Origin of the sequence: Methylobacterium cerastii (assembly GCF_022179125.1) — a bacterium.
Taxonomy (GTDB): Bacteria; Pseudomonadota; Alphaproteobacteria; order Rhizobiales; family Beijerinckiaceae; genus Methylobacterium; species Methylobacterium cerastii.
Genome location: NZ_BPQG01000018.1, coordinates 73,230 through 100,215, shown reverse-complemented (window position 1 = coordinate 100,215; position 26,986 = coordinate 73,230). Strand labels below are relative to the sequence as shown.

Genomic DNA, 26,986 nt, shown 5'->3' with positions numbered 1-26,986 from the left:
GGCCACGACCATGGACAGCTTCGATTCGGACGGCGTGCGGATCGCCTACATCGACGTGCCGGCCGTCGGCGGGACCGGCGACCCGGTCCTGCTGATCCACGGCTTCGCCTCGAACCACGCGGTCAACTGGGTCAACACGACGTGGGTGCGCACGCTGACCCAGGCCGGCTACCGCGCCATCGCCCTGGACAACCGCGGCCACGGCGAGAGCGAGAAGCTCTACGACCCCGCCCGCTACGGCTCCGAGGACATGGCGGGCGACGCCGTGCGCCTCCTCGACCATCTCGGGATCGCGCGCGCCGACATCATGGGCTACTCGATGGGGGCCCGCATCACCGCGCACCTCGCCCTCGACCACGCGGCGCGCGTCCGCTCGGCGTTGATCGGCGGCCTCGGCCTGCACCTCGTCGAGGGAAAGGGCCTGCCCTCCGGCATCGCCGAGGCGCTCGAGGCGCCCGCGGGCACGAAAGCCGCGAACCCGACGGCGGCCGCCTTCCGCATCTTCGCCGAGCAGACCAGGAGCGACCTGCGCGCGCTCGCCGCCTGCATGCGCGGCTCGCGCCAGACCCTGTCGCGCGCCGAGATCGGGCAGATCGAAGTGCCGGTCCTCGTCAGCGTCGGCACCCTCGACACCGTCGCCGGCTCCGGGCCGGCGCTCGCCGCGCTGATGCCGAACGCGCAGAGCCTCGAGCTCGAAGGGCGCGACCACAGCTCCGCCGTCGGCGCCAAGCCGCACCGCGACGGGGTGCTGGCCTTCCTCGCGGCGCGCCCGTGACGGCGAGGATTGACCAGTTCGGCCGGCTCGACTAGGAACGCCCTCGTCATCGCGGCTCCTCTGAGGGGCCGCTTGGCGTTTTCATACGCACCCGCGAACGGCCGACACGGCCGCTCTGTCGTCCCGGGCCGCAAGGCCGGCGGGAAGAGGAGGGCGCGTTCCTCGAATTCTCGTTTGCGAGAGGACACGCGATATGTCGAAGCGGATTCAGGCGAAGCACAAGCTCGACCGCCGCATGGGGCAGAACATCTGGGGCCGCCCGAAGAGCCCCGTGAACCGCCGCGAATACGGCCCCGGCCAGCACGGCCAGCGCCGCAAGGGCAAGATGAGCGACTTCGGCACGCAGCTGCGCGCCAAGCAGAAGCTCAAGGGCTACTACGGCAACATCACCGAGAAGCAGTTCCGCCGGTACTACGCCGAGGCCATCCGCCTGCGCGGCGACTCGAGCGAGAACCTGATCGGCCTGCTCGAGCGCCGCCTCGACGCCGTGGTGTACCGCTCCAAGTTCGTGGCGACGCCGTTCGCGGCCCGCCAGTTCGTCAACCACGGCCACATCAAGGTCAACGGGCGCCGGGTCAACATCCCGAGCTACCTCGTGAAGCCGGGCGACCTGATCGAGGTCAAGGAAGCCTCGCGTCAGCTCGAGATCGTGGTCGTCGCCTCGCAGCTCCCCGAGCGCGACGTGCCCGACTACATCGAGGTCGATCACCAGAAGATGACCGCGCGCGTCACCCGCGTGCCGGGCCTCACCGAGGTGCCGTACCCGGTGCAGATGGAACCGAACCTCGTGATCGAGTTCTACTCGCGCTGATCGTCTCGACGTTCCATCGTCATCTCTATGTGACGTGTCATCGTCGTATCTGTGTGACGTTCCATCGTCATATCTTCGTGACGTCTCATCGTCGTATCTACGGGAAGGGTCGTCCGAAAGGGCGGCCCTTTTCCATGTGTGATCAGGCGAGGTGGCGCGCGCGGTTTTGCGTTCACGCGACTTTCCACTGCCGCGCGCAACGCTTCCGTCATCCCGGGGTGCCGCAGACGAGCCCGGGATGACGGGGAGGGTCTGGAAATGGGCGGCCAGGACCGGGCGTCGCCTGTAAACGCCCCGGAAAAACCGACGCCCCTTCAGGCCTCGCGCTTCCCGACGGAGCCCGCGCGCTGGATCGCGTCCAGGGTCACGTGGCGCGCCCCCGGCCCGCCGGTGACGACGAGGCGCGTGCAGCCGGCGGCCAGCATCGCCGAGAGGGCATCGCGCAGCGACGCACCGGCCGCGATACTCGGCGCACCCACAGCCTCGCCGGGCTCGGCGGCCTCCGCCACCGTCACCAGCGCGAGACGGCGCAGCGCCCGGTCCTCCCCGACGAAGGACGCCACGAAGGCGTCGGCCGGCGCCGCCAGGAGGGCGCGCGGCACCTCCGCCTGGACCACGCGACCGGCCCGCATCAGCACGACGCGATCGCCCATCAGCATCGCCTCGTCGATGTCGTGGGTGACGATCAACACGGTCTTGGACAGACGCTTGAGGATCGCGCCGATCTCGGCCTGGAGCCGGCCGCGCGCGACCGGGTCGACGGCGCCGAACGGCTCGTCCATCAGGATCACCGGCGGGTCCGCGGCGAGCGCCCGGGCGACGCCGACGCGCTGGCGCTGGCCGCCGGAGAGCGCGTCCGGGCGGCGGTCGCGATAGGTCGCCGGATCGAGGCCGACGAGATCGAGCATCGCGTCGACGCGGCCGGCGATCCGCGCCTTCGGCCAGCCCAGCAAGCCGGGGACGGTGGCGACGTTCTCGGCGACGCTGCGATGGGGAAACAGGCCGACCCCCTGCAGCACGTAGCCGATGCCGCGGCGCAGGGCGATCGGGTCCGTGGTCGCGACATCGCGCCCACCGAGGGTGATGCGCCCGGCATCCGGGTCGATCAGCCGGTTGACCAGCCGCAGCGTCGTCGACTTGCCGCAGCCCGAAGGCCCGATCAGCACGGAGGTGCTGCCCTCGGGGATCGTCAGGTCGAGCCGGTCGACGGCGGGGCCGGGCGCCCCGGGGAAGTGCTTGGAGACGCCCTCGAAGCGGATCACGGCCGGTGCGGCGCCTCGGCGCGCCGCTCAGCAGCCCTTGCAGATCGAGGACATCGAGGCGCGGGTGCGCGTGTCCCAGGCCTTGTCGCGGGCGGCGGACGCCTTCTGCGCCTTGAGCATCTCGGCCTGATTCGCCGCCTTCATCGCCGACTCCTTGCGGGCCTCGCTCGTGGGCTGGGCGCCGGCGGGCCGAGGCACGGTCGCACCGGTGGCGGCCTTCTCCGCGAACGCGGGGGCGGTCGCGAGGGCGGGGATCAGCAGGAAGAAGGCGAGGCGGCGGATCATGGTCGTCTCCGGGAGCGTCGCGCGTGCAGGCTCAGACCCGGGCACGACGTCGATGGCGTCATCCTAGCGTGCGCTCGGTCAAAAACTATGGCACGCCCGCCACCGATGCCGGCCGATCGCGCCGAGAATCCGAGGGAGCGTCGTTTGCCCGCAGCGCGACAGGACGGCGGGGCGCCGCGCAACCGAAGGGAGCAGGTCGCGGCCGCGCTCGCACGCCTCGCCCGGCGCCTGCCGGAGTTCGAGGCCGAGGCGGTCGTCGATTCGGCGCTCGCCAGCCAGGGCCTGCGCGGAGCGGCGCCCGAGACGGCGGCGCGGCTCGCCCTCGTCGCCTACGCCCGCCACGTCTTCACCGATTACGACGACCTCCTCGCCGAGGGCTACGATCGTGACAGCGCCCGCCACTTCGTCCTCGACGCGTTGAACGCGGTGCTGGCCGGCTGGGGCGCGGCGCCGATCCCGGAGGCGGAAGCCTCCGACGAGGCCGACACGCCCTGAGGCGCGCGATCGGCGCCGCGGGTCGTTGCCGGGGGGCGCCCCGAGCGGATACACGGGGCGGGCGGGTTCGCGCGGGAACGGAAGCGTCGATCGTCACCATGAACGTGCTGGGCATCGAAACCACCTGCGACGAGACCGCCGCCGCGATCGTCGCGCCGGGCGAGGACGGGCGCGGCGTCATCCGCTCGAACGAGGTGCTGAGCCAGATCGCGGAGCACGCGGCCTATGGCGGCGTGGTGCCCGAGATCGCCGCCCGCGCTCACGTCGAGGTGCTGGATCGGCTGATCGCCCGCGCCCTGGACCGCGCCGGCATGGCCCTCAAGGACGTGGACGGCATCGCGGTCGCGGCCGGCCCCGGCCTGATCGGCGGGGTGCTGGTCGGCCTCGTCACCGCCAAGACCCTGGCGCTCGTCGCGCGCAAGCCGTTGCTCGCCGTCAACCACCTCGAGGCGCACGCGCTCACCGCGCGGCTGACCGACGGCCTCGCCTTCCCCTACCTGCTGCTGCTCGCCTCGGGCGGCCACACCCAGCTCGTCGCGGTGAAGGGCGTCGGCGACTACGTCCGCCTCGGCGGCACCATCGACGACGCCATCGGCGAAGCCTTCGACAAGGTCGCCAAGCTCCTGGGGCTGGCCTATCCCGGCGGCCCCGAGGTCGAGCGCATGGCGGAAGCCGGCGACCCGGAGCGCTTCGCCCTGCCGCGGCCGATGCTCGGGCGCCGCGACGCGAACTTCTCCCTGTCCGGCCTCAAGACCGCCCTCCGGATCGAGGCGGAGCGCACCGCGCCGCTCGCCGAGCGCGACGTCGCCGACCTCTGCGCCGGCTTCCAGGCCGCGGTGGTCGACGTGGTGGTCGACCGCGTCCGCGTGGCGTTGCGCACCTTCTCCGGCGTCGCCGGGCACCCGACCGCCCTGGTGGCCGCGGGCGGCGTCTCGGCCAACGGCGCGATCCGTAGGGCGCTGGCGGCGCTGGCGGGGGAGGCGGGCCTCGCCTTCGTCGCACCGCCGCTGGCGCTCTGCGGCGACAACGGCGCGATGATCGCCTGGGCCGGCATCGAGCGCCTGCGGCTCGGCATGACCGACGACATCACCGCGCCGGCCCGCGCCCGCTGGCCCTTCGCCGACGTGCCTCCCGCCGAAGCACCCCGCGCCGAGGCGACCGCCGGATGAGCGGAGCCGCCCGCCACGTCCTCGCCCGCGGAAATTTTCGCGATCTGAGGTCGCCTGCGCCCGAGCCGGACGCCGCGCCTCCCGTCGGCGAGCCGCAGGCGCGCTGGCGCGACCTCGTCGACCGCCTGCTGCCGCAGGCCGCGCCCGCGCATCCGGATTGGCCCGTCGTCGACGACCACTGCTTCGCGCGCATCCTCCTCGACAACGCCTGCAACGGCCCGTGGCGCGAGAGCGTGGCCGCGCCGGCCTGGGCCAACATGCCGCCCGATCGGCTCGCGGTGGCGATCGACCTCGGCAACGCCGTGCTTTCGGGGCGCGCCGACCTCGCCCTGCTCAATCGGCGCTCGCTGCAATGGCGCGGCAAGCGCCGCCCGCCCGAGGCCCCCGCGACCCTGGAGACGGCGTCGTTGCGCCTGCGCCGCTGGCGCCGCGCGGACGACGCGCCCTTCGCGCGGCTGAACGCCGACCCGGAGGTGATGCGCCATTTCCCGAAGTTGAAGTCGGCCGGCGAGAGCCTGACCGAGGCCCGCGCCCTCGACCGGCGCTTCGAGGCCGACGGCTTCGGCCCCTGGGCCGTCGAGGAGCCAAGCGGGCCGTTCCTCGGCTTCGTCGGCGCGATGCGGTTGATGCGCGCGATGCCGTTCGCCGGCGGCGAACGCCCGGGCAGCCTCATCGAGATCGGCTGGCGCCTCAGCCCCGAGGCCTGGGGCCGCGGCATCGCCACCCGCGCCGCGCGCCTGATCCTCGCGGACCTGTTCGGCCGTTGCGGGCTCCCAGGCGTGGTGGCGTTCACAGCCCTCGGCAACACGCCGTCGCGGCGGGTGATGGAGCGGCTTGGGATGGTGCAGGCGGAGGATTTCGACCATCCCGCGGTTCCCGCCGACGCCCCCTTGCGCCGGCACGTCCTCTACCGCCTCGCCGCGGCGGATTTTGCCGGAGAGCCCGCATGACCGGCGAGAACGCGCGACCCGTCGCGGTGGTCGGCGGCGGCGCCTGGGGCACGGCGCTGGCGAACGCCGCAGCGGCAGCGGGCCGGCCGGTCACCCTGTGGCTGCGCGACGCCGAAACCGCCGCCGCACTCGAAGCGTCGCGCGAGAACGCGCGCTACCTGCCGGGCGTCAAGCTGCATCCACGCATCCGCGCGACGGCCGAGGCCGGCGACCTCGCCAGCGCGAACGCGGTGCTGATGGTGACGCCGGCGCAGACCTCGCGCGCGGTGCTCGCGCAGCTCGCCCCCGCCTTCGCGCCGGGCGCGCCGGTGGTCCTGTGCTCGAAGGGGATCGAGCGCACGACCGGCGCGTTCATGAGCGCGGTGGCGGCCGAGGTGTTGCCGGCGGGCGCGCCGGTCGCGGTCCTGTCCGGCCCGAGCTTCGCGGTGGACGTCGCCCGCAACCTGCCGACGGCGGTGACGCTGGCCGCCGCGGATGCCGGGCTCGCCGCGAGCCTCGCCCGCCTGCTGTCCGGCCCGGCCCTGCGGCTCTACCACACCGACGACGTGCGCGGCGTCGAGATCGGCGGGGCCGGCAAGAACGTGCTCGCCATCGCCGCGGGGATCGTCGCCGGGCGCGGCCTCGGCGAGAGCGCCCGCGCCGCGCTGATCGCCCGCGCCTTCGCCGAGCTGATGCGGTTCGCCCGCAGCTTCGGCGGCCGGCCCGAGACGCTGATGGGCCTGTCGGGCCTCGGCGACCTCGTGCTCACCGCCTCCTCGCCGCAATCGCGCAACTTCGCCTTCGGCCTCGCGCTCGGGCAGGGCGCCGCGCCGGAGGCCGCCGCCGGGGGCAAGCTCGCCGAGGGCGCCTTCACCGCGACAGCCTTGGTCGGGCTCGCCCGCGGGCAGGGGATCGAGATGCCGATCGCCGAAGCCGTCGCGGCGATCGTCGCCGGACGCGCCAGCGTCGAAGACGTGGTCGCCGCGCTGCTCGCCCGACCGCTGAAGGCGGAGGCCGAGTGACCTCGACCCCAGCGACCTCGACCCTAGCGACCTCGACCCCGGCGACCCCGATCCACGCCTTCCTCGCCGGCACCGGCACGGACGGCGCCGGCCGCACGCTGGCGACGGTGCTCGCCTTCGACGACCTGCGGATCGAGGCGGTGCACGACTTCATCCAATGGTGCTTCCCGCTCGCCCAGGCGAGCCGCGCCGTGCCCGGCGCACCGGTGCTGACGCCGGCCGAAGCGGACGCGATCCGCGCCGACCCGGCGGCCCGCGAGGGCCTGCGCGCCGCCCTCGCACGCATGCGCCGCTTCTACGTCGGGACCGACCGGTGGCTGGCGCCGCACGACCACAACCACCTGCGCATTACCCGCATCCTCACGGCGACCCGCGACCTCCTCGGCGCGGCGGAAGCGCAGGATTTCCACGCGTTCGCGACCCTGCGCAACGCGCAAGCGGGTTCGCCGATCAACCCGGCGAGCCTGGCCTTCTGGGCCGACGCCGCCGGCCGGCCCTGACTTTCGAACGAGCGATGAGACGGATGGCCTACTGGCTCTACAAGTCCGAACCCGCGACCTGGTCGTGGGCGCAGCAGGTCGCGGCGGGTGAGGGCGGCACCCACTGGAACGGGGTGCGCAACCACCTCGCCAAGAAGCAGCTCATGGCGATGCAGGTCGGCGACCTCGGGTTTTTCTATCACTCGAACGAGGGCAAGGCCGTCGTCGGGATCGTGCGCGTGATCAAGCCGTACTACCCGGACCACACCGACGCGACCGGACGCTTCGGCATGGTCGACCTCGCCGCAGTCGAGGCACTGCCGAACCCTGTCACCCTCGATGCGATCAAGGCCGAGTCGGCGCTCAAGGACATGGTGCTCGTCAACAACTCGCGCCTGTCGGTGCAGCCGGTGACGGACGCCGAGTGGGACCTGGTGCGTGCCATGGGCGGGCTCGGCTGACCGCCTGCACGTAGCCCTTACGCGGCCTTGGCGGACGGGGCCTTGGGGCGGCCCGTGCCGGCCCGCGTCTCGGGTGCCGGCTCTCCCCCGACGGCGACGGCGGCGAGCGTGTCCATCACCCGGCTCGCCGGCAGCGTGACGATCACCTCGGTGCCCTCGCGCGGGCGCGACTTCAGGGTGAAGTTGCCGCCGTGCAGGTCGACGAGGCCCTTCACGATCGGTAGGCCGAGGCCGGAGCCCTGCTCGGCGGTCTTGATCGCGAGCGAACCGCGGCCGAACGAGGACATGACCGTGCCGAGCTCGTCCTCCGGGATGCCGGGGCCGCTGTCCTTGACCGCGACGTACTGGCCGCCGGAGCTGGTCCAGCCGACCTTGATCGTGATCTCGCCGCCGGGCGGGGTGAACTTCACCGCGTTCGAGAGCAGGTTCAGCACCACCTGGCGCAGGGCGCGCTCGTCGGCCCAGAGCCGTGGCAGGGTGTCGTCGACGAAGTCGAGGAAGGTCTGGTTCTTGCCGCGGGCCTTCAGCCCCATCATGTGGCGGCACTCCTCGACGATGTGGGCCAGCGTCACCGCCTCCTCGTTGAGCTCGTAGCGGCCGGCCTCGATCCGGGAGAGGTCGAGGATCTCGTTGATCAGGTTCAGCAGGTGCATCCCGCTGTCGTGGATGTCGGTGGAATACTCGCCGTAGCTCGGCGCGGTGTGTGGGCCGAACACCTCGTTCTTCATCACCTCGGAGAAGCCGAGGATGGCGTTCAGCGGCGTGCGCAACTCGTGGCTCATCGTCGCCAGGAACCGGGACTTGGCGAGATTCGCCTCCTCCGCCCGGCGCCGGGCCTCGTCGGAGTTGGCCTTGGCCTGCTCCAGCTCGCCGAACACCGCATCCTTCTCCGCGCGCGACTGCAGCGCGCCCACAGTGGAGGTGTAGATCCGCCGCGCCAGGCCGAGGAAGAAGATCTGCGAGCCGATCGCCATCGCGACGAGCATCACGGCGTCGGCCTCGCGGGCGAAGGTCAGGAGGCACAGGGTCGCCAGCGCGAGGGGAACGAGGGCGGCGGCGGCGGCGGTCGGAACGGTGGCGGCCACCATCGTGGCGACGGCGGCCGCGATGATCAGGCCGAACAGCGCGAAGTGCCAGCCGCCCAGCATGCCCAGGCCGACGATCGCCGACCAGCTCAGGCTCTGCATCACCTCGCCGAAGGCGAAGCGTCGGCGCCAGCGCGCGAGGGACACCGCGCCGGGCTCGGCGCGGAGGAAGCTCCGGCTCATCGACGCGTTGAGGGTGATCATCAGGAACGCGCAGAGCGCCCAGATCGACGCGACCAGCGGCTCCACCCAGAAGCAGGCGGCGCTGGCCATCGCGATCGCGAACAGGCCGAGCGGGATCCCGGCGCCCGCCCGGTACTGCGCGTAGAGGCGCAGCAGCTCGTAGTCGAACGCCCGCACGAGGCCGGTCTTCGAGGTCAGCTTTTCCCGGGCCGAGCGCATGTCGCGCGCGACCCCACGGCGTCGCACGGCCTCTTCCGACGAAGGACCGCGGCCGCGCTGCACCATCTCGACCGTCAGTTCGGACATCGGCCTCTTCGAAGGCTGGACGAAGGGGGCCGGCTCGACGCGCCGGACCGCAACATGAGAGGCCCGACGTTGCGCGCGATATGTTAAGAACGGCCTGCCGCGGTCGCGACGATTGTCCTGATCGCGCGAAGGTCGCGATCACGGTGCCAGGTGTTCGCCGCCGGCGGGTGGCCGACGTTCGCCGATGGCGCGTCAACAAGTGTTCGCCGCGGGTGCGCGGACGCACATCGCATCGGGGCGTGCCGGGACTAGCGATCGACGAGAGAGACTTACGCGCGGGAGATCTCGGATGCTGAACCTCACCGTCAACGGCGTCCGGCACGCGATCGACGCCGACCCCGAGATGCCGTTGCTCTGGGCGCTGCGCGACCACCTCGACAAGACCGGCACCAAGTACGGCTGCGGCATCGCCCAGTGCGGCGCGTGCACGGTCCACCTCGACGGGCAGCCGGTCCGCTCCTGCCAAACCCGGGTCGGCGACGTCGGCGAAGCCAAGGTCACCACGATCGAGGGCGTGTCCGGCCGCGTCGCCGAGGCGGTGCAGGGCGCGTGGCGCAAGCTCGACGTGGTCCAGTGCGGCTACTGCCAGTCCGGGCAGATCATGTCCGCGATCGGCCTGCTCACGGAGAACCCGAAGCCGTCCGAGGCCGACATCGACGGAGCCATGGACGGCAACGTCTGCCGCTGCGGCACCTACCAGCGCATCCGCGCGGCGATCCACGAGGCCGCCAAGACGCTGGCGTGATCGCTCGCGTCCGCGTCGCCCGTCGCCCCCAGACCCTACGCCCGTTCCCGCACTGACCGGAGCCACGCCATGCTGAAGATCCGTCAGACGGACCCGCGCTTTCCGCGCGCGACCCGCCGCAGCTTCCTCGCCGGGGGCGCCGCCGCGACCGGCGCCATCGTCGTCGGCTTCCGCCTCGACCTGAAGAACACGGCGCGCGCCGCCGCCGGCCCCGACCTTTCGGGGGTGAAGGCGGACCCGAACGCCTTCGTGCGGATCGGGTCCGACGACACCGTGACGGTGATCATCAAGCACCTCGACATGGGGCAGGGCAACACGACCGGCCTCGCCACCATCCTCGCCGACGAGCTCGACGCGGATTGGTCGCGGGTGCGCACCGAGTTCGCCCCCGCCGACGCCGCCCGCTACAACAACATGTTGATGGGCCCGATCCAGGGGACCGGCGGATCGACCGCGGTCGCCAACTCCTGGTTCCAGCTGCGCAAGGCGGGCGCCGCCGCCCGCGAGATGCTGGTGGCCGCCGCCGCCTACCAGTGGAAGGTGCCGGCGGGCGAGATCACGGTCGCGAACGGCGTCGTCCGCCATGCGGGCTCGAACCGTCAGGCGCGGTTCGGCGAACTCGCCGCGTCGGCGGCGACGCTTCCGGTGCCGCAGGAGCCGCACCTGAAGGACCCGAGCCAGTGGACGCTGATCGGCGCTCGCGTGCCGCGCCTCGATTCCGTCGCCAAGACGGACGGCAGCGCGGTCTACGCCCTCGACATCCGCCGCCCCGGCCAGGTCACCGCCGTCGTCGCCCGCCCGCCGCGCTTTGGCGGTACGGTGAAGAGCTTCGACGACGCGGCGACCCGCAAGGTCGCGGGGGTGGTCGACGTCGTCGCGATCCCGTCCGGTGTCGCGGTCGTCGCCAAGGACACCTGGTCGGCGATGAAGGGCCGCGAGGCGCTGAAAGTCGTATGGGACGACGGCGCGGCGGAGGCGCACTCCTCCGACGCGATCCTGGCCGGCTACCGCGAACAGGCCAAGCGGCCCGGCCTCGTCGCCTCCGAGCGCGGCGACCCGGAAGCCGGCATCAAGGGCGCGGCCAAGGTGCTGGAGGCGGAGTTCACCTTCCCCTACCTGGCGCACGCCGCGATGGAGCCGCTGAACGCCACGATCGAGCGCGCGCCGGACGGCGGCTACGACGTCTACGCCGGCCTGCAGTTCCAGACGATCGAGCAGGCCGCCGTCGCCGCGGTGATGGGCACCACCACCGACAAGGTCCGCCTGCACACGCAATGGGCCGGCGGCTCGTTCGGACGGCGCGCCACGCCCTCGGCCGACTACGTCGCCGAGGCCGCGACCATCCTGAAGGCGACGGGGGCCAAGGCGTCGGTGCACCTGGTCTGGACCCGCGAGGACGACATGGCCGGCGGCTACTACCGCCCGACCGTCTACCACAAGGTCCGCGCCGGCCTCGACGCCAAGGGCGGGATCGTCGGCTGGCAGCACGTCATGGTCGGCAAGTCGATCATGATCGGCTCGCCCTTCGAGGCGATGATCGTCAAGAACGGGATCGATTCCACCACCGTCGAGGGCGCGTCCGACACGCCCTACGCGCTGCCGGCCTACCGCTTCGAGGTCCACAACACCCGCGAGGGCGTGCCGGTCCTGTGGTGGCGCTCGGTCGGCCACAGCCACACCGCGCAGGCGATGGAGGTGTTCATCGACGAGTTGGCGCATGCCGCCGACGTCGACCCGCTCGCCTACCGGCTTTCGCTGCTGACCGGCGCGCCGCGCCTCTCGGGCGTGCTCAAGCTCGCCGCCGAGAAGGCGAACTGGGATTCGGGAGCCAAGACCAACGGCAAGGGCCGGGGCCTCGGCATCGCCGCGCACGAATCCTTCGGCTCCTACGTGGCGATGGTCGCCGACATCACCGCTGAGGACGCCAAGGTGAAGGTCAACCGCATCGTCGCGGCGGTGGATGTCGGCGTCGCGGTCAACCCGGACGTGATCCGTGCGCAGGTCGAGGGCGCGGTGGGCTTCGCCCTCTCCTCGGTGCTGCGCAACCGCATCACCCTCAAGGACGGCGTGGTGCAGGAGAAGAACTTCGACACCTACGAGCCGACCCGGATGAGCGAGATGCCGGTGGTCGAGGTCCACATCGTGCCGTCCTCGGCGGCGCCGACCGGCATCGGCGAGCCCGGCGTCCCGGTGCTGGCACCCTCGATCTCCAACGCGATCTTCGCCGCCACGGGCCAGCGCCTGCGCTCGCTGCCCCTCGACCTCGCAGGCCTGAAGGGCGTGTGAGGCAGGACACGTCGCGGACGGCACACGAAGCTTACCGTCACCCGGCCTCCCAGAGCTTCGAACCCACCTCAAAACGCGGCGCGGGCCTTCAGTCCCGCGCCGTTTCTTTTGGTCGCGTCGATGCAGGCTCGCCGAAACGCGGCGTCGTGCCCATCTCACATCGAGCATGGTCACCGCCTTCGACACCACCGCCGCGAACCTGCGCGCCTGCCGGATCTGCCGGGACACGCCGCTCTACGGCGCGCCGCTGCCGCAGGAGCCGCTGCCGATCGTCCAGGGCAGCGCTACGGCGCGCCTGTGCATCGCGAGCCAGGCGCCGGGGACGCGGGCGCACCGCACCGGCATCCCGTTCATGGACCCGTCCGGCGTGCGGCTGCGATCCTGGCTCGGCCTGGACGAGGCCGCGTTCTACGATGCCGGCCGGATCGCGATCGTGCCGATGGGCTCGTGCTTCCCGGGACTCGATGCCAAGGGCGGCGACAAGCCGCCGCGGCGGGAATGCGCCGAGCGCTGGCGCGGCGAGCTCTTCGCCGGCTTGCCGGACCTGGAGCTGATCCTCGTGATCGGCCAGTACGCGCAGGCCTGGCACCTCGGAAAGATGCCGGACGGGCTCACCGGCACGGTGCGGCGCTGGCGCGAGATCCTGGCCGAGCCGCGGGCGCCGCGGGTCCTGCCGCTGCCGCATCCGTCCTGGCGCAACAACGGCTGGCTCAAGCGCGAGCCTTGGTTCGAGGCCGAGCTGCTGCCGGTGCTGAAGGCGGAGGTCGCGCGCGTCATGGCACCTGCGGTCCTGAAGCCCGGTGTCATGCCTGCCCCCTCGGCTGCGCGATTGACACCGAACCCGGCGGCGTGATCGGGAACCACGATGCGTGATTCAACCTCTCAGAGCCCGACCGATCCGCGCGACCGCCTCATCGTCGCCCTCGACCTCGACGAGCCGGCCGCGGCACGGGCCATGGTCGATCGGATCGGTGACGCCGCGACCTTCTACAAGATCGGCTACCGGCTGGCCTATGCGGGCGGGCTGGCGTTGGTGCCGGAACTCGCCGCGCGCGGGCTCAAGGTCTTCCTCGACCTGAAGCTGCACGACATCGGCAACACGGTCGAGGAGGGGGTGCGCGCGCTCTCCGGACTCGGCGCCACCTTTTTGACGGTGCACGCCTATCCGCAGACCATGCGCGCGGCCGTGCGCGGGCGCGGCACGTCGAGCCTGAAGATAATCGCGGTGACGGTGCTGACTTCCTACGACGAGGGCGACGCACGCGAATCCGGCTACGCCCTGCCGATCTCCGAACTCGTGGCGCACCGTGCCTTCCAGGCGGCGGAAGCCGGGATCGACGGCATCGTCTGCAGCGCCTTCGAGGCGCAGGCCGTGCGCAACGTGGTCGGCCCGGCGAGCCTGATCGTGACGCCGGGCATCCGGCCGGCGGGCAGCGACAGCGGCGACCAGAAGCGGGTTATGACCCCGGGGCAGGCGCGCGCGGCGGGCATCGACCACGTCGTCGTCGGGCGCCCGATCACCGCGGCCGCCGACCCGCGCGCCGTGACGCAGGCGATCCTCGCCGAGATGGCAGCACAGGAGTGACGACGATGACGCGCGGCTACTGGATCGTCCGGGTCGATGTCCGCGACGCGGAGGCCTACAAGGACTACGCCGCCTCGAACGGCGCGGCCTTCGCCGCCTTCGGCGGCCGCTTCCTGGTGCGCGGCGGCCGCTTCGAGGCCGTGGTCGGCACGACGCGCGCACGCAACGTCGTGATCGAGTTCGCGAGCTACGACGACGCCGTCGCCTGCTGGAAGTCGGACCTGTATCAGGCCGCCCGCGCCAAGCAGAAGGACGGCGCCGACGCCGACATCCTGATCATCGAAGGCTACGACGGCGAGCAGCCGAGCGTCGGCATCGCGTCCGAGCCCGACAACCCCGCTTCGGAATAGGCGGGCCGCCTCAGCGCGCGCCGACCGGCCGCAGGCTGCGCAGCAGGAACGCGGTCATCACGTCGAGCTGCGGCACCGGCGCATCCGGGTACTGGCTGACCAGCAGCGGATGGCTGTAGCGCGCGATCGCCGTGTGCAGGCAGCGCGCCGCGCCGGCGGGGTCGTCCGTCTCGAACTCGCCGCGGGCGACGCCGTCGACGACGATCCGCTCGAAAACCGCGCCGATCCGGTCGACGTGGTGGCGGCAGACGTCCCAGCTCTCGCTCATCGCCGCCTCGATCATCTCGTGCATCCGCGGGAAGGCGCTGCAGCGCTCGTGGGTGTCGCGGTGCAAGGCTTCGATCACCGCCGTGAGACGGTCGGCGGCGCGCGAGCCCGGCGCGTCGGCGATCGCCGAGATCAGCGCCTCGACTTCGCCGATCAGGCGCTCCACCACCGCCTCGTTGATCGCCTTCTTCGAGTCGAAGAACCGGTAGACGTTGGCCGGGCTCATCTTCAGCGTCTTGGCGATGTCGGCGACGGTGGTCTTCTGGTAGCCGATCTCGCGGAACGAACGCTCGGCCGTCGCCAGGATGCGGCAGCGGGTCGTGGGCGCGCTCTCTTCGCTCAGGATGGGTTCGACGGGGACGGCGATGGTCATCCCCGAGCGTATGCCGCAATCCGGCGAAGCGTCAAAATGTCGGCCGTCGGACCCGCGCGGAACCGTGCCGCCGCGCTCGAATTGGCCCGCTGACCCGGCCCCCCGAGGCCGCACCTCACGCAGCAAAGCCGACATCGATGAAGCTCGAAGGCAAGAAGGCCCTGATCACCGGCGCCGATTCCGGGATCGGCCGGGCTACGGCGCTCCTGTTCGCGCAGCACGGCGCGGACGTGGCGATCACCTACAACACCGACGCGGACGGCATCGCCGAGACCGCCCGCCTCGTGGAGGAGACCGGGCGCCGGGCGCTCGTGATCCAGAACGACGTCGGCGACCCGGCCTCGGTCGCCGCCACCTTCGACCGCGTCGCCAGCGACCTCGGCCCCCTCGACATCCTGGTGGCCAACGCCGGCCAGGCGATGAGCGGCATGGCGGTCGCGGACATGGAGGACGAGCGGCTGGAGCAGATCCTGCGCGTCAACCTGATAGGTCCGCTGTTCTGCGCGCGCGCCTTCATCAAGGTGCGCCGGGCGCAAGGCGGGCGTGGCAAGATCGTCATGGTGTCTTCGGTGGCTCAGCACCTGCCGACGCCGGAAAGCGCTCCCTACGGCATGTCGAAGGCGGGCGTCGGCTCGCTGTGCCGAAGCCTGTCGCGCGAGCTCGCCGACGACCGGATCAACGTCAACAACGTCGCTCCAGGCCTGATCGAGACGCCGATGACCGCCGACCGCTTCGAGGACCCGAATGTGCTGGAAAAGTCGCTCGAGCGCATCCCGTGGCACCGCGCGGGCCAGCCCGACGACATCGCCAAGGCGATCCTCTACCTCAGCGGCGACGACGCCGACTACGTGACCGGGCACACGCTCGTGGTCGACGGCGGGCTGACGATGCAGTGGGGCGGCGCCTGAACGCGCTCGACGGATGCCCTAGCGCCGAGCATTTTTGTCGCAGGGGATCGGCGGCGTTAAAGGATGCGTAGACGAATTCAATCACACCTTCGTGTATTCAGTTCCAATTCAAGCCCGGAACTCAGGAGCGAACCGCGAAGCCTGCGACGGCTGTTGCAGATGCCGCTGCACCGATCGCGCCAGCGGTCGCACGGTTCGATGGGGATGTCCTGAACGCCATCGAGGAGGATGTCCGCTCGGCCATCGAAGGCGTCAGCCGTTCGATCGGCGCGGCCCAGACCGATGTCGCCGAGATGAAGGATGGCTTCTCGGCCATCCGCGCACGGATGGACGAGCTGGCGCAGGCCTCGCGGAGCGCGGCCGCCGCGGCGGCGAGCCTGGCGGGGCAGACCGGCAGCCTGTCGAGCCTCGCCGACCGGACGGCGGCGGCGATGTCGCAAGCCGGTGGCCATCTCGATCACGCGGGCGATCGCGGCAGCGAGGCGAGGGCGCTGAACGCGACCCTGGCCCAGGCCGGCAACGAGATCGCCGGCATCGTCGACATCCCGGCGCGCACGGTCACGAGCATCGTCGACGAGGCGACGCGCACCTCGGACCTCGTCGCCCACCTCGACGCCGAAGCCGGGTCGGCCAGCGCCGCCGCCTTCGACCTCGACCGGCAGGCGGAGCGCATGCAATCGGCGACGGCTGCCGCGGCCGAACAGGCCGCGCGCCTGGGCCAGCGCTTCGTCACGGTGATCCACCAGAGCGAACTCGGTAACCGCCGCCGGTTCGATCGCTACCCCGCCGACCTACAAGTCCGCCTGCCCGACGGTCGCGGCACGCGCTCGATCGACCGGAGCGAGGGCGGCGTCCTGCTCCGCGCGCCCGAGGGCGGTACGCTCGCCGTCGGCAGCGGGGTGGCCCTCGACATCGAGACCGTCGGCGCGGTTCCCGCCCAGGTGGTCGCGACGAGCGCGATGGGGGTGCATTGCGCCTTCGCGGCGAGCGATGCCGCGTTCCGCGACAGGCTCCTCGCCAAGCTCGCATCGATCCATGCCGAGCACGCGCCGCCGATCACGAAGGTTCAAAGCCCGGCAGAGCAGGCGGCGGCGATCCTCGAAGGCGAGCTCTCGTCGGGCCGGATCTCGGAGGCCGCGCTGTTCGATGCGGACGACCACCCGGTGGTCGGCTCGAACCCGGCGCAATTCCTGACCCGCTCGGTCGAGCCGATCGCCAGGCTCTTAGGGCCGATCCTCGAAGCGGAAGTCGCTCGCGACCCGCGGATGATGTTCTGCATCCTCACCGACCGCAACGGCTTCCTGCCGTTCCACAACCGCATCTATTCGCAGCCGCAGCGCCACGACGACCCGATGTGGAACCAAGTCAACGCACGCAACCTGCGGATCTTCGACGACCGCACCGGCATCACCGCGGCCCGCTCGACGCGCCCCGTGACGCTGCAGGTCTACCGCCGCGAACTCGGGACGCAGGTCATCATGGTGACGGAGGTCGACGCGCCGGTGAAGCTCGCCGGCCGGCATTGGGGCGCCTGCAGGACCGCCTACAGGCTTTGACGCGACGCAGGCCTCCGGGCTTGCAACGCTGAGTGCCGACGCGAAGGTCTACGATCCGAACTGGGAGCCGAGCTGCTCCAGGTACTCGGCGAGGTCCACGCCGCCGATGCGCTTGCCGTAGTCGAAGCGCATGCCCTGGCGGATGTCGACCGCCGCGCTCTTCGTGGTGAGCGTGAACGGACGGACGCAGACCCAGGCGCCGTCGCGGCGATGTTCGAAGTATCCGAGGATTTCGTGCTTGGCCATGTCGCGGTCCCGTACGGATTTTCGGGACAACGAGCAGAATCGCACTTCGTTCGATGCAACCGAAGAATTATCGCACCGGAACGGCCAAGCTCAGGACCATGAAGGGCGCGTCGGCTTTGCTGCAAAGCAGCATGGCCGACCGTACCAAAGCTTGGTCCCTTCGCAGGCGCACTCCAACGCGTCTTCGCCGGCCGCTTCCACAAAACGCCTCAGCATCGGGGTCTTGGTAGGAAGGTGCGTGTTCCGGGCCGGATTTCGATGGACGCCCTCAGCCGCCCGGCTTGGCGGCGTTCACCAGTTCGGGGACCGTGATCTCCGGCAATTCGATCGCCTGCGACGTGTCGGGTCGGGTCCGGCGTCGCATCGGCGGCAGCGTCTGCGGCTGGCCGGTCTCGAGCGCGCGCTCGATTGCTGCCAAGATGCGGACGTCGGCGAGGCCTTCCTCGCCGTCCGGCTCCGGCACCCGGCCGTCCAGGATGCAATCAGAGAAGTACCGCGTCTCGGCGCCGAACTGGTCGACGCTCGGGTAGGACAGGCTTTCGGTCTTGCCGACGCGGGTCAGCTCGCCCGCAAGCGGCTGGCCGAAGGTGAAGCCCGGCGCCATCAGCAGGTCGCCCTCGGTGCCGACGACGCGGTAGGCGTCGACCGAGTCGGTCTCGTAGGAGACCGTGAACTGCGCCAGGCGATCGCCGGGGAAGCGCAGCGTCACCGCGACCGTGCCGTGGAAGCCGTAGGGGCTCCCCGGCCGGCGGGCGCCGTGGGCGTGGACCTCGACCGGCTCGTCGGAGAACAGGTTGCGCACGGCGTTGATCGGGTAAGTGCCCATGTCGGGGACCGGGCCGGCCCAGTAGCCCTGGTGCGCGCGGTGGTTCTGGGTCGCCACGTGCTGGCCGAACGTCGCCGAGAACACCAGCGGCTCGCCGATCGCCCCGGCGCGCACGCGCTCGATCGCATCGAGGGTGCCGGGCTCGAAGTGCAGGCGGTAGGCGAGCATCAGCCGCGCGTTGCCGCGCTCGGCCGCCGCGATGATCGCCTCGCAATCGGCGACGCTCGTCGCCATCGGCTTCTCGAGCAGCACGTGGAGGCCGGCCTCCAGCGCCGGCACGGCGTAGTCGCGGTGCATGCCGTTCGGCAGCGCGAGGTAGACCGCATCGAACAGCCCGGACGCCAGCGCCTCGCGATACCGCTCGTAGGAGAACGCCGTCAGCCCGTAACGCTCGGCGAGCGCCGTGGCCTTCTCCGGGTCGCCGGTGACCAGGGCCGTGATCGCGGAATTGCCGGTCTGCGCCACCGCCGGCATGAAGGCCGCCTGCGAGATCCAACCGCCGCCGACCACCGCGTAACGGATCGTCTTCGCCTCACCCATGCTCGCCCCCGGTTGCGCCAACGCAGGCGCAACGCGAGGTGCGAGCCGAGGTTTCCGCGAGGACCGCCGGACGGTCCCGGCGGCCCGGCGTCAGGCGGCGGGCTTCAGCGCGCCGATGTTGTCGTGGAAGTCCGGCCCGTTCGTCGTCTTGGCCACGTGGCCCGCGCGGACGAGGAAGTCGCCGAAGCGCTCGCCCGGGTTCCGGCTCTTGGCGTAGTCGGCGAAGAGCGGGTCGAGGGTGTCGCGGATCTCCGACGCCGCCACGTCCTCGCGGTAGAGCTTGCCCAGGCGCGAGCCGTCGAAGGCGGCGCCGAGATAGAGGTGGTAGCGCTCCGGCCCGCGGCCGACGAGGCCGATCTCGGCGATGAAGGGGCGGGCGCAGCCGTTCGGGCAGCCGGTCGAGCGGATGGTGATCTCGTCATCCTGCAGGCCGTGGCGGGCCAAGCTCTCTTCCAGCTCGGTCATCAGGTGCGGCAGGTAGCGCTCGCTCTCGGCGAGCGCCAAGCCGCAGGTCGGCAGCGCAACGCAGGCGATCGAATTGCGGCGAAGGGCACCTGCGCCCTTGGTCAGGCCGTACTCGTCGACCAACGCCTCGATCGCCGCCCGCTTCTCGGACGGGACGTTGGCGATGATGACGTTCTGGTTGCCGGTGAGGCGAAAGTCGCCCTCGTGCTGGGTGGCGATCCGGCGCAGGCCGCTGAGGAACTTCGGGCCGTCCTCGTAATCCTTGATCCGGCCCGACGGCACGTAGAGCGTGAGATGGTGGCGGCCGTCGTCGCCCTCCGTCCAGCCGTAGCGGTCGCCGTTGCCGGTGAAGGTGAAGGGCTTCGGGTCGGCGAAGCTGATGCCGACGCGCTTCTCGACCTCGGCGCGGAACGCCTTCAGGCCGTAGCGCTCGATCGTGTACTTCAGCCGGGCGTTCTTGCGGTTTGTGCGATTGCCCCAGTCGCGCTGCACCGTCATCACGGCTTCCGCGACCTTCACGGCCTCGTCCGGCTTGCAGAACAGCATCAGGTCGGCGGTGCGCGGGAAGGTGTCCGTCTCGCCGTGGGTCATGCCCATGCCGCCGCCGACGGTGACGTTCCAGCCGGTGAGCTTGTTGTTCTTGTCGAGGATCGCGATGAAGCCGAGGTCGTGAGCGAACACGTCGACCTCGTTCGACGGCGGCACCGCGACGACGACCTTGAATTTCCGCGGCAGGTAGGTCCTGCCGTAGACCGGCTCGAACTCCTCTTCGCCGCCGACGACCTTCTCGCCGTCGAGCCAGATCTCGCGCCACGCGTTGGTCTTCGGCAACAGCGAATCGGAGATGTCCTTGGCGAGCGCGTAGGCCGCGGCGTGCGCGTGGGTCTGGGCCGGATTGGTCGCGGCCATGACGTTGCGGTTGACGTCGCCGCAGGCCGCGATGGTGTCGAGCAGCGCCGCGTCGATCGCCGCCATGGTGCGCTTGAGGTTCGACTTGATGACGCCGTGGTACTGGAAGGTCTGGCGCGTGGTCGCGCGGATCGCGTCGCCCGCGTAGGTCGTGGCGATGTCGTCGAGGGCCAGCCACTGCTTCGGGCTGATGACGCCGCCGGCGATGCGCAGGCGGATCATGAAGGCGTAGGCCTTGTCGAGCTTCTTCTTGGTCCGCTCCGGGCGCAGGTCGCGGTCGTCCTGCAGGTACATCCCGTGGAACTTCACGAGCTGCCCGTCGTCGTCGGAGATCGCGCCGGTGGCATGCTTGAGCAGCCCGTCGGCTAAGCCACCGCGGAGATAGCCGCTCGCGATCTTCAGGTGCTCGTTATGCGCGAGCCCCGCGGTCCGCGCGGCCTCGGCCTCGTCGATCGGGCGACCGGTCGGCGGGGTCTCGTAGACGCGCTCGGAAACGGGCTTGTGGTCGTCCATGGCGGTGATCCGACTTCGTTCTCGCAAATCTCAGGGATCGCCGATCCCTCTCCCCTCTGCGGGAGAGGGTGGCCCGCGAAGCGGGTCGGGCGAGGGGAGCGACATCTCCGGAAAGGGCGTTCCCCTCTCCCGACCCCTGCCAAGGCAGGGGCCACCCTCCCCCGCAGCGGGGGGAGGGCTGGCGCGTGTCAGTACACGTCCTGCTGGTAACGCCCGGCGCGCTCAAGGGCCGACACCGCCGCTGCGGCATCGTCGGCACTCAGGCCCTTCACCGCTGCGTAGGCGTTCTCGACCGCGAGGCGCACGTCCTTGGCCATCGCCTTGGCGTCGCCGCAGACGTAGAGGTGCGCGCCGCCCTCCAGCCACTCCACCAGCTCCGCGCGGTGCTGGTCGATCCGGTGCTGGACGTAGAGCTTCTCCGGCTGGTCGCGCGAGAACGCGACGTCGATCCGGGTCAGCGAGCGGTCCTCCAGCGCCTCCTGCCATTCGAGCTGGTACAGGAAGTCGTGGGTGAAGTGCCGGTCGCCGAAGAACAGCCAAGATCTGCCGACCCTGCGGCCGGTGGCCTCGACGGCGCGGCGCTCCTGCACGAAGGCGCGGAACGGCGCGACGCCGGTACCGGGGCCGACCATGATGATGTCGGTCGCCGGGTCGGCCGGCAGGCGGAAGTGGCGGTTCGGCTTCAGGCGGACGCGGAGCTTCGCGCCGTCCGAGATCCGGTCGGCGACGTGGGTCGAGGCGACGCCGGAGCGCGCCTTGCCGTGGGTCTCGTAGCGCACGGCGGCGATGGCGAGGTGGACCTCGTCGCCGACTTCCTTGTATGACGAGGCGATCGAGTAGGCGCGCGGCGGCAGCGGCCGGGTGATGCCGCCGAGGTGCTCGGCGGTCAGCGCCGCCGGATAGGTTTCGATCAGGTCGATGAGGTGGCGCCCCTCGATCCAGGCGCGGACTTCGCCGCCCTCGATCAGGCGCTTGGCCTCCTCGTGTCCGGTGGCCTTCACGAAGCGCTCGACGGTGGCGGCCGAGAGGGTGGTGATGTCGCGCTCGGCGAGCAGCGAGCGGCGCAGGGCCTCGTCGCCGGTCAGCCCGGTCGCCTTCAGGATCTCCTCGACGAGCGCCGGGTCGTTCTCCGGGTAGATCTCCAGCGAATCGCCGGGCTCGTAGGCGGGGGCGCCGTCCTCGAAGGCCAGGGCGAGGTGGATCGTCTCCTTGTCGGAGCGCGACGAGTTGAGGTTCACGTGCTCGACCACCTCGACGACGACCGGCTCGCGGCTCGGCTCGGCCTCGTCGTCCTCGGACGAGGCGGCGCGGGCGAAGTCCACCGCCACGACGTTGTCGGCGGCGACGGGCGCCGGCGCCAGCGCCTTCAGGGTTCCCTTGATCCAGTCGGCCGCCGGCTTCTCGAAGTCGAGGTCGAGGTCGGCGCGCTCCGCCGCGCGCTTGCCGCCGAGCGCCTCGAAGCGGGCGTCGAGCGCCTTCCCGGTGGCGCAGAACTCGGCATAGGAGGTGTCGCCGAGCGCCAGCACGGCGAACTCCACGCCGTCGAGGCGCGGGGCGCCGTCGCCCATCAGCGCGTTGTAGGTGGAGACCGCACGAGCCGGCGGCTCGCCTTCGCCCCAGGTCGCGGCGATGGCGACGAGCTTGCCGGCCTTCGGCAGCACCGCGAGGTCGAGGTCGGCGAAGTCGATGACCTTCGGCTTGAAGCCCTGCTTGCGCGCGAGCTTGGCGACGTTGCCGGCCAGCGACTCGCAGTTGCCTGATTCGCTCGCGTAGATGATCGTCAGCGGCTCGGCGGCCTTCGGCGGGGCCGCGGGTGCCGCCGCCGGCTGCCCGCCGGCCGCGTCGACGCCCGCGAGGAAGCCGGCGAGCCAGGCGCGTTGGATCGCCGTCGCGCTGCCGAGGACGGCGTCGAGGCTGGCCCGCTCGCTGTCGTCGAACGGCGCAGTGCGGGGAAGGAGGCTTTGGCGTGACATCGGCAGACCATGTCGTGGGGCGGCGAGCCCCTGTCAACGGGAAAACGTCCGTTTTACAGAACGCTCGATTTGGAGAAGGAGTCGATCGTCGTTGCGGCGCAAAAAAGAAGGTTATTCTCCGACCGCAACCAGGGTCGGTGGCAGCCCCTGGATCTGGCGGCCGTTGGTCGGGGGGGCGGGCAGCGGCAGGGCGGTGGTCGACTTCACCTTCTCCATGGCGAAGCGCGAGGTGACGTTCTTCAACGGCAGCGTCGCGATCAACCGCTTATAGAACGTATCGTAGGCGCTCATGTCGGCCACGACGACGCGGAGCATGTAGTCGACGTCGCCGGCCATCCGGTAGAATTCCAGCACCTCCGGCATCGCCGAGACGGTGCCGGCGAATCGCTCCAGCCAATCGCGGGAATGGTCGGCGGTCTCGATCGACACGAAGACGGTGAGCCCGAGCCCGAGCTTGACGGGATCGAGCACGGCCACCCGCCGGTCGATCACACCGTCCGCCTCCAGACGCTGGATGCGCTTCCAGCACGGCGTCTGCGACAGGCCGACCCGCTCGCCGATCGCGGCGATCGACAGCGTGGCGTCCGTCTGGAGCAGTGCCAGGATCTTCAGGTCGATCGAATCCAAGGCTAACCTCACGTCTCGACGTCGTCCCACCATGCGGCCCGCGCAGGGCCCCCATGAGAAGGAACTTCCATTTTCGCGCAACCGATCCCGATCGCAGCGTGTTGCCAAGGTCTTCTGCAGTGCAGCGCAGTCCCGTCCGGCCGTACGGCGGCGCCTTGACACCGTTCGTTATAGCGAACATCTCACGGAACAACCAGTGCCCGGCGCACGTGCCGGCCCGCGAACGAACAGGCGATGACCCTTCAAAGCCCCCAGGCGGCCCTCGACCTCGCCGCCCAGATGAATCCCCTCGACCTGCGCGGGCGAATCGCCCTCGTCGAGGCGACGATCCCCGGCCGGCTCGTCTTCACCACGAGCCTCGGCATCGAGGATCAGGCGCTCACCCACGCGCTCGCAATGGCGAAGGGCCGGACCGAGATCGTCACCCTGGACACGGGGCGCCTCTACCCCGAGACCTACGATGTCTGGGCCGAGACAGAATCGGCCTACGGCATCCGCATCCAGGCCTACGCGCCGGAGCGCGTCGCCGAAGAGGCGTTCGTGCGCGACGCCGGCATCAACGGCTTCCGGCACTCGGTGGAGGCGCGACAGGCCTGCTGCGGCTTCCGCAAGGTCGAGCCGTTGGGCCGCGCCCTCGACGGCGCCGCCGGCTGGCTCACCGGCCTGCGCGCCGGCCAGTCCGCCAACCGGGCCGACACGCTCCTCGCCGAGTTCGACGAGGCCCGCAACCTGATCAAGATCAACCCGCTGGCCGACTGGACGAGGGAGGACGTCGATCGCTTCGTGCGCGACAACTACGTGCCCTACAACGTCCTGCACGACCGGGGCTTCCCCTCGATCGGCTGCGCCCCCTGCACCCGCGCCGTCCGCGTCGGCGAATCCGAGCGTGCCGGACGCTGGTGGTGGGAGCAGGAATCCAAGAAGGAATGCGGCTTGCACATCCATGCGCCCGAGGCCGACGTCGCGCCCGGCGAGGAAGCTGCCGCGTTCGAAACCACGAAATCCCATAGACCGGAGATGGCCCGATGAGCGCCGCACCCGCGATCCAGGCTCCGGCCGGCTCCCGCCTCACGCACCTGCAGCGGCTCGAGGCCGAGAGCATCCACATCTTCCGGGAGACGGTCGCCGAGACCGAGAACCCGGTGATGCTCTACTCGATCGGCAAGGATTCGTCGGTGCTCCTGCACCTGGCGCTGAAGGCGTTCGCGCCCGGCCGCCTGCCGTTCCCCCTGATGCACATCGACACGACCTGGAAGTTCAGGGAGATGATCGCCTTCCGCGACGCCCGCGCGAAGGAGCTCGGCCTCGAGCTGATCGTCCACACCAACCAGGACGGGCTCGCCCGCGGCGTCGGCCCGATCAGCCACGGATCGGAAGTCCACACCGACGTGATGAAGACGCAGGCGCTGCGTCAGGCCCTCGACAAGCACAAGTTCGACGCGGCCTTCGGCGGCGCCCGGCGCGACGAGGAGGCCTCGCGCGCCAAGGAGCGCATCGTGTCGCTCCGCACCGCCCAGCACCGCTGGGACCCGAAGCGGCAGCGCGCCGAGCCCTGGCACCTGTACAACCTGCGGAAGAAGCGCGGAGAGTCGCTGCGCATCTTCCCGCTCTCGAACTGGACCGAGCTCGATATCTGGCTCTACATCGAGCAGGAGCGGATCCCGATCGTGCCGCTCTACTTCGCCAAGCCCCGGCCGGTGGTGGAGCGAGACGGCCAGCTGATCATGGTGGACGACGACCGCCTGCCGTTGGAGCCCGGCGAGGCCCCGATGCTGCGCAACGTCCGCTTCCGCACGCTCGGCGACTATCCGCTCACGGGCGCCGTCGAGAGCGGCGCCGACACGCTGCCCGCGATCATCGGCGAGACGCTGGCCGCCCGCACCTCGGAGCGGCAGGGCCGGGTGATCGATAAGGACGGCGCCGGCGCCATGGAGCGCAAGAAGCAGGAAGGCTACTTCTGATGACGGTCCACCCCCCCAAGGACGCGTTCGACACCGCCGAGTTCGGCTACGAGTCGTTCCTCGCCGCGCATCAGAGCAAGGAAGTCCTGCGCTTCATCGCCTGCGGCTCGGTGGACGACGGCAAGTCGACCTTGATCGGCCGCCTGCTGCACGACACCAAGCAGATCTTCGACGACCAGATCACCGCGCTCCAGCGCGATTCGAAGAAGCACGGCACGCAGGGACAGGAGGTCGACCTCGCCCTCCTCGTCGACGGCCTCCAGGCCGAGCGGGAGCAGGGCATCACCATCGACGTCGCCTACCGGTTCTTCTCCACCGACAGGCGCTCTTTCATCGTCGCCGACACCCCCGGCCACGAGCAGTACACCCGCAACATGGCGACCGGCGCCTCGACCGCCGATGTGGCCATCATCCTGGTGGACGCACGCCAGGGCCTCACCCGTCAGACCCGGCGCCACGCCCTGCTGGTCTCGATGCTCGGCATCCGTCGCATCGTGCTCGCGATCAACAAGATGGACCTCGTCGGCTGGTCGCAGGCCCGGTTCGACGAGCTGGTCGCGGGCTTCACCGCCTTCACCAAGGACTTCGCCTTCACCGAGGTCCGCGCGATCCCGCTCTCGGCGAAGAACGGCGACAACGTCGTGCTGCCGGCGGTCTCCACGCCCTGGTACCAGGGCGGGCCGTTGCTCGCGTATCTCGAAACCGTGCCGGTGCACGAGGAGGCCCTGGCCGCCCCGTTCCGCATGGCGGTGCAGTGGGTCAACCGGCCCAATTCCGAATTCCGCGGCTTCTCAGGCCTGATCGCTGCCGGCACCGTTCGGCCGGGCGATGCGGTGGCGATCGCGCCTTCCGCCCGCACCAGCACGGTCGCGCGCGTCGTCGGCCCGGACGGCGACCTCGCCAGCGCCCAGGAGGGCCAGTCGGTCACCCTGGTGCTTGCCGACGAGGTCGACGCCTCGCGCGGCAGCGTCATCGCCGCCGCCTCCCACCCGATGCAGGTCTCCGATACCCTCGACGTGCGCCTGTTCTGGGCCGCCGAGACCGAGCTCGCGCCCGGCGCGACGCTGCTCGCCAAGGTCGGCACCGTCACGGCCAACGCCGTGGTCGAGCGCATCCGCAACCGCGTCGACCCGGAGACGGGGCAGCCCGGCCCGGCCGACAAGCTCGTCGCCAACGACATCGCCGACGTCACGCTCAAGCTCGACCGCGCGGTGCCCTTCGACGCCTACGCCGAGACCCGCGACACCGGTGGCCTGATCCTGATCGACCGCGAGAGCACGGATACGGCGGCTCTGGGGCTGGTGCAGGCGCCGGCACGCGTGGCGGTAACGGCCGAAAGGCCGACGACGAATGACGGGGGCGGCCTCCTCAGCCGCCTGCGCGGGTTGTTCGGCGGCTGATCCGAGAAGGGTGCGCGCTCGCTCATCCGTCGCGCCCTCCATCCGATCCACCACCTCGAACTGAGGCGCTTCCGCGAAGCGGACGCCTTGAAGGAGGTCTCCAACCGGCCGCGCGGTCGCTGGAATGCTCCTTCGAGGCCCGCCGAGGCGGGCACCTCGGGATCAGGACGTTCGGGGGATCGTAAGATGGGCGG

27 protein-coding genes are annotated in these 26,986 nt (G+C 71.0%); 18 read left to right on the top strand and 9 right to left on the bottom strand.

What is annotated here, in order from left to right; all coding sequences use genetic code 11:
* Positions 1–10: 10 nt before the first annotated feature.
* Positions 11–775 (top strand): alpha/beta fold hydrolase, encoded by a 765-nt coding sequence (locus tag MFF13_RS07315; protein WP_147830944.1) that lies wholly within the window; start codon positions 11–13, stop codon positions 773–775.
* A gap of 193 nt (positions 776–968) precedes the next feature.
* Positions 969–1,586: a 30S ribosomal protein S4 gene (gene rpsD / locus MFF13_RS07310; protein WP_147725774.1), complete on the top strand. Its 618-nt coding sequence runs from the start codon at positions 969–971 to the stop codon at positions 1,584–1,586.
* Between the two features lie 314 nt (positions 1,587–1,900).
* Here the strand turns inward: rpsD and MFF13_RS07305 are convergent, their stop codons facing one another.
* Both MFF13_RS07305 and MFF13_RS07300 read right to left on the bottom strand, forming a co-directional pair.
* The gene (locus MFF13_RS07305) at positions 1,901–2,848 is read right to left on the bottom strand and encodes an ABC transporter ATP-binding protein (RefSeq protein WP_238271639.1); all 948 of its coding nucleotides are present in this window, start codon (positions 2,846–2,848) and stop codon (positions 1,901–1,903) included.
* Between the two features lie 27 nt (positions 2,849–2,875).
* Complete coding sequence (locus MFF13_RS07300) at positions 2,876–3,133, bottom strand: hypothetical protein (protein ID WP_147753043.1); 258 nt, start codon at positions 3,131–3,133, stop codon at positions 2,876–2,878.
* 144 nt (positions 3,134–3,277) lie between these two features.
* On the opposite strand from MFF13_RS07300, the gene MFF13_RS07295 reads away from it, so the two are divergent.
* The 6 genes from MFF13_RS07295 to MFF13_RS07270 all read left to right on the top strand — a co-directional run bounded on the left by MFF13_RS07295 (position 3,278) and on the right by MFF13_RS07270 (position 7,688).
* A complete protein-coding gene (locus MFF13_RS07295) occupies positions 3,278–3,628 on the top strand; it encodes a DUF2293 domain-containing protein (RefSeq protein ID WP_238271637.1) in 351 nt (116 codons plus the stop codon).
* A gap of 98 nt (positions 3,629–3,726) precedes the next feature.
* Positions 3,727–4,797: a tRNA (adenosine(37)-N6)-threonylcarbamoyltransferase complex transferase subunit TsaD gene (gene tsaD, locus MFF13_RS07290; protein WP_238271635.1), complete on the top strand. Its 1,071-nt coding sequence runs from the start codon at positions 3,727–3,729 to the stop codon at positions 4,795–4,797.
* Positions 4,794–5,747, top strand: a complete 954-nt coding sequence (locus MFF13_RS07285; protein ID WP_238271633.1) for a GNAT family N-acetyltransferase — start codon at positions 4,794–4,796, stop codon at positions 5,745–5,747. Before tsaD ends, MFF13_RS07285 begins: the two co-directional genes overlap by 4 nt.
* The gene (locus MFF13_RS07280; protein ID WP_147830951.1) at positions 5,744–6,748 is read left to right on the top strand and encodes an NAD(P)H-dependent glycerol-3-phosphate dehydrogenase; all 1,005 of its coding nucleotides are present in this window, start codon (positions 5,744–5,746) and stop codon (positions 6,746–6,748) included. Before MFF13_RS07285 ends, MFF13_RS07280 begins: the two co-directional genes overlap by 4 nt.
* Positions 6,745–7,248, top strand: coding sequence for a hypothetical protein (locus MFF13_RS07275; protein ID WP_238271631.1), 504 nt, complete (start codon positions 6,745–6,747; stop codon positions 7,246–7,248). Before MFF13_RS07280 ends, MFF13_RS07275 begins: the two co-directional genes overlap by 4 nt.
* Before the next feature lie 23 nt (positions 7,249–7,271).
* Entirely contained in the window at positions 7,272–7,688 is a 417-nt protein-coding gene (locus MFF13_RS07270) for an EVE domain-containing protein (protein WP_147830961.1), read from the top strand.
* A 17-nt stretch (positions 7,689–7,705) separates the two neighbouring features.
* Here the strand turns inward: MFF13_RS07270 and MFF13_RS07265 are convergent, their stop codons facing one another.
* Positions 7,706–9,262 carry a sensor histidine kinase gene (locus MFF13_RS07265; protein ID WP_147830953.1) on the bottom strand — a complete coding sequence of 519 codons (1,557 nt, stop codon included), beginning with the start codon at positions 9,260–9,262 and terminating at the stop codon, positions 7,706–7,708.
* Positions 9,263–9,551: 289 nt separating this feature from the next.
* Between MFF13_RS07265 and MFF13_RS07260 the strand changes: the two genes are divergently transcribed.
* The 5 genes from MFF13_RS07260 to MFF13_RS07240 all read left to right on the top strand — a co-directional run bounded on the left by MFF13_RS07260 (position 9,552) and on the right by MFF13_RS07240 (position 14,228).
* A complete protein-coding gene (locus MFF13_RS07260) occupies positions 9,552–10,007 on the top strand; it encodes a (2Fe-2S)-binding protein (protein ID WP_147830954.1) in 456 nt (151 codons plus the stop codon).
* A gap of 69 nt (positions 10,008–10,076) precedes the next feature.
* Entirely contained in the window at positions 10,077–12,293 is a 2,217-nt protein-coding gene (locus MFF13_RS07255; protein WP_238271629.1) for a xanthine dehydrogenase family protein molybdopterin-binding subunit, read from the top strand.
* A gap of 166 nt (positions 12,294–12,459) precedes the next feature.
* Entirely contained in the window at positions 12,460–13,146 is a 687-nt protein-coding gene (locus MFF13_RS07250) for a uracil-DNA glycosylase family protein (protein ID WP_147762001.1), read from the top strand.
* Between the two features lie 12 nt (positions 13,147–13,158).
* Positions 13,159–13,878: an orotidine-5'-phosphate decarboxylase gene (gene pyrF / locus MFF13_RS07245; protein WP_238271627.1), complete on the top strand. Its 720-nt coding sequence runs from the start codon at positions 13,159–13,161 to the stop codon at positions 13,876–13,878.
* Between the two features lie 5 nt (positions 13,879–13,883).
* On the top strand, positions 13,884–14,228 hold the full coding sequence (locus MFF13_RS07240; protein WP_147752542.1) for a DUF1330 domain-containing protein: 345 nt from the start codon (positions 13,884–13,886) through the stop codon (positions 14,226–14,228).
* A gap of 10 nt (positions 14,229–14,238) precedes the next feature.
* Here MFF13_RS07240 and MFF13_RS07235 read toward each other — a convergent pair whose 3' ends face one another.
* Positions 14,239–14,868 carry a TetR/AcrR family transcriptional regulator gene (locus MFF13_RS07235; RefSeq protein WP_147752543.1) on the bottom strand — a complete coding sequence of 210 codons (630 nt, stop codon included), beginning with the start codon at positions 14,866–14,868 and terminating at the stop codon, positions 14,239–14,241.
* Between the two features lie 137 nt (positions 14,869–15,005).
* Here MFF13_RS07235 and MFF13_RS07230 point away from each other — a divergent pair, with 137 nt between their 5' ends.
* Complete coding sequence (locus MFF13_RS07230; RefSeq protein ID WP_147830958.1) at positions 15,006–15,776, top strand: SDR family NAD(P)-dependent oxidoreductase; 771 nt, start codon at positions 15,006–15,008, stop codon at positions 15,774–15,776.
* A gap of 293 nt (positions 15,777–16,069) precedes the next feature.
* The gene (locus MFF13_RS07225) at positions 16,070–17,332 is read left to right on the top strand and encodes a PilZ domain-containing protein (protein WP_238271625.1); all 1,263 of its coding nucleotides are present in this window, start codon (positions 16,070–16,072) and stop codon (positions 17,330–17,332) included.
* 48 nt (positions 17,333–17,380) lie between these two features.
* On the opposite strand, the gene MFF13_RS07220 is transcribed toward MFF13_RS07225, so the two are convergent.
* The 5 genes from MFF13_RS07220 to MFF13_RS07200 all read right to left on the bottom strand — a co-directional run bounded on the left by MFF13_RS07220 (position 17,381) and on the right by MFF13_RS07200 (position 23,431).
* Positions 17,381–17,578 (bottom strand): hypothetical protein, encoded by a 198-nt coding sequence (locus MFF13_RS07220; RefSeq protein WP_147752546.1) that lies wholly within the window; start codon positions 17,576–17,578, stop codon positions 17,381–17,383.
* Positions 17,579–17,846: 268 nt separating this feature from the next.
* A complete protein-coding gene (locus MFF13_RS07215) occupies positions 17,847–18,944 on the bottom strand; it encodes a Gfo/Idh/MocA family protein (RefSeq protein WP_147831803.1) in 1,098 nt (365 codons plus the stop codon).
* A gap of 90 nt (positions 18,945–19,034) precedes the next feature.
* Positions 19,035–20,831, bottom strand: coding sequence for an NADPH-dependent assimilatory sulfite reductase hemoprotein subunit (locus MFF13_RS07210; protein WP_238271623.1), 1,797 nt, complete (start codon positions 20,829–20,831; stop codon positions 19,035–19,037).
* A gap of 188 nt (positions 20,832–21,019) precedes the next feature.
* Positions 21,020–22,804: a diflavin oxidoreductase gene (locus MFF13_RS07205; RefSeq protein WP_238271621.1), complete on the bottom strand. Its 1,785-nt coding sequence runs from the start codon at positions 22,802–22,804 to the stop codon at positions 21,020–21,022.
* A gap of 111 nt (positions 22,805–22,915) precedes the next feature.
* Positions 22,916–23,431 carry an Lrp/AsnC family transcriptional regulator gene (locus MFF13_RS07200; protein ID WP_147831797.1) on the bottom strand — a complete coding sequence of 172 codons (516 nt, stop codon included), beginning with the start codon at positions 23,429–23,431 and terminating at the stop codon, positions 22,916–22,918.
* Positions 23,432–23,665: 234 nt separating this feature from the next.
* Here MFF13_RS07200 and MFF13_RS07195 point away from each other — a divergent pair, with 234 nt between their 5' ends.
* The 3 genes from MFF13_RS07195 to cysN are packed head-to-tail and all read left to right on the top strand — an operon-like array spanning position 23,666 to position 26,792.
* On the top strand, positions 23,666–24,460 hold the full coding sequence (locus tag MFF13_RS07195) for a phosphoadenylyl-sulfate reductase (RefSeq protein ID WP_147831795.1): 795 nt from the start codon (positions 23,666–23,668) through the stop codon (positions 24,458–24,460).
* Positions 24,457–25,392 (top strand): sulfate adenylyltransferase subunit CysD, encoded by a 936-nt coding sequence (cysD, locus tag MFF13_RS07190; RefSeq protein ID WP_147831793.1) that lies wholly within the window; start codon positions 24,457–24,459, stop codon positions 25,390–25,392. Before MFF13_RS07195 ends, cysD begins: the two co-directional genes overlap by 4 nt.
* Positions 25,392–26,792, top strand: a complete 1,401-nt coding sequence (gene cysN, locus MFF13_RS07185) for a sulfate adenylyltransferase subunit CysN (protein ID WP_238271619.1) — start codon at positions 25,392–25,394, stop codon at positions 26,790–26,792. Before cysD ends, cysN begins: the two co-directional genes overlap by 1 nt.
* Positions 26,793–26,986: the final 194 nt, after the last annotated feature.

Bases quoted from the DNA above. Each gene is read 5' to 3' on its own strand.
- MFF13_RS07315 (WP_147830944.1), top strand. From the start codon at position 11: ATGGACAGCTTCGATTCGGACGGCGTGCGGATCGCCTACATCGACGTG.
- rpsD (WP_147725774.1), top strand. From the start codon at position 969: ATGTCGAAGCGGATTCAGGCGAAGCACAAGCTCGACCGCCGCATGGGG.
- MFF13_RS07300 (WP_147753043.1), bottom strand. From the start codon at position 3,133: ATGATCCGCCGCCTCGCCTTCTTCCTGCTGATCCCCGCCCTCGCGACC.
- tsaD (WP_238271635.1), top strand. From the start codon at position 3,727: ATGAACGTGCTGGGCATCGAAACCACCTGCGACGAGACCGCCGCCGCG.
- MFF13_RS07285 (WP_238271633.1), top strand. From the start codon at position 4,794: ATGAGCGGAGCCGCCCGCCACGTCCTCGCCCGCGGAAATTTTCGCGAT.
- MFF13_RS07280 (WP_147830951.1), top strand. From the start codon at position 5,744: ATGACCGGCGAGAACGCGCGACCCGTCGCGGTGGTCGGCGGCGGCGCC.
- MFF13_RS07270 (WP_147830961.1), top strand. From the start codon at position 7,272: ATGGCCTACTGGCTCTACAAGTCCGAACCCGCGACCTGGTCGTGGGCG.
- MFF13_RS07265 (WP_147830953.1), bottom strand. From the start codon at position 9,262: ATGTCCGAACTGACGGTCGAGATGGTGCAGCGCGGCCGCGGTCCTTCG.
- MFF13_RS07260 (WP_147830954.1), top strand. From the start codon at position 9,552: ATGCTGAACCTCACCGTCAACGGCGTCCGGCACGCGATCGACGCCGAC.
- MFF13_RS07255 (WP_238271629.1), top strand. From the start codon at position 10,077: ATGCTGAAGATCCGTCAGACGGACCCGCGCTTTCCGCGCGCGACCCGC.
- MFF13_RS07250 (WP_147762001.1), top strand. From the start codon at position 12,460: ATGGTCACCGCCTTCGACACCACCGCCGCGAACCTGCGCGCCTGCCGG.
- pyrF (WP_238271627.1), top strand. From the start codon at position 13,159: ATGCGTGATTCAACCTCTCAGAGCCCGACCGATCCGCGCGACCGCCTC.
- MFF13_RS07240 (WP_147752542.1), top strand. From the start codon at position 13,884: ATGACGCGCGGCTACTGGATCGTCCGGGTCGATGTCCGCGACGCGGAG.
- MFF13_RS07235 (WP_147752543.1), bottom strand. From the start codon at position 14,868: ATGACCATCGCCGTCCCCGTCGAACCCATCCTGAGCGAAGAGAGCGCG.
- MFF13_RS07230 (WP_147830958.1), top strand. From the start codon at position 15,006: ATGAAGCTCGAAGGCAAGAAGGCCCTGATCACCGGCGCCGATTCCGGG.
- MFF13_RS07225 (WP_238271625.1), top strand. From the start codon at position 16,070: ATGAAGGATGGCTTCTCGGCCATCCGCGCACGGATGGACGAGCTGGCG.
- MFF13_RS07220 (WP_147752546.1), bottom strand. From the start codon at position 17,578: ATGGCCAAGCACGAAATCCTCGGATACTTCGAACATCGCCGCGACGGC.
- MFF13_RS07215 (WP_147831803.1), bottom strand. From the start codon at position 18,944: ATGGGTGAGGCGAAGACGATCCGTTACGCGGTGGTCGGCGGCGGTTGG.
- MFF13_RS07210 (WP_238271623.1), bottom strand. From the start codon at position 20,831: ATGGACGACCACAAGCCCGTTTCCGAGCGCGTCTACGAGACCCCGCCG.
- MFF13_RS07205 (WP_238271621.1), bottom strand. From the start codon at position 22,804: ATGTCACGCCAAAGCCTCCTTCCCCGCACTGCGCCGTTCGACGACAGC.
- MFF13_RS07195 (WP_147831795.1), top strand. From the start codon at position 23,666: ATGACCCTTCAAAGCCCCCAGGCGGCCCTCGACCTCGCCGCCCAGATG.
- cysD (WP_147831793.1), top strand. From the start codon at position 24,457: ATGAGCGCCGCACCCGCGATCCAGGCTCCGGCCGGCTCCCGCCTCACG.
- cysN (WP_238271619.1), top strand. From the start codon at position 25,392: ATGACGGTCCACCCCCCCAAGGACGCGTTCGACACCGCCGAGTTCGGC.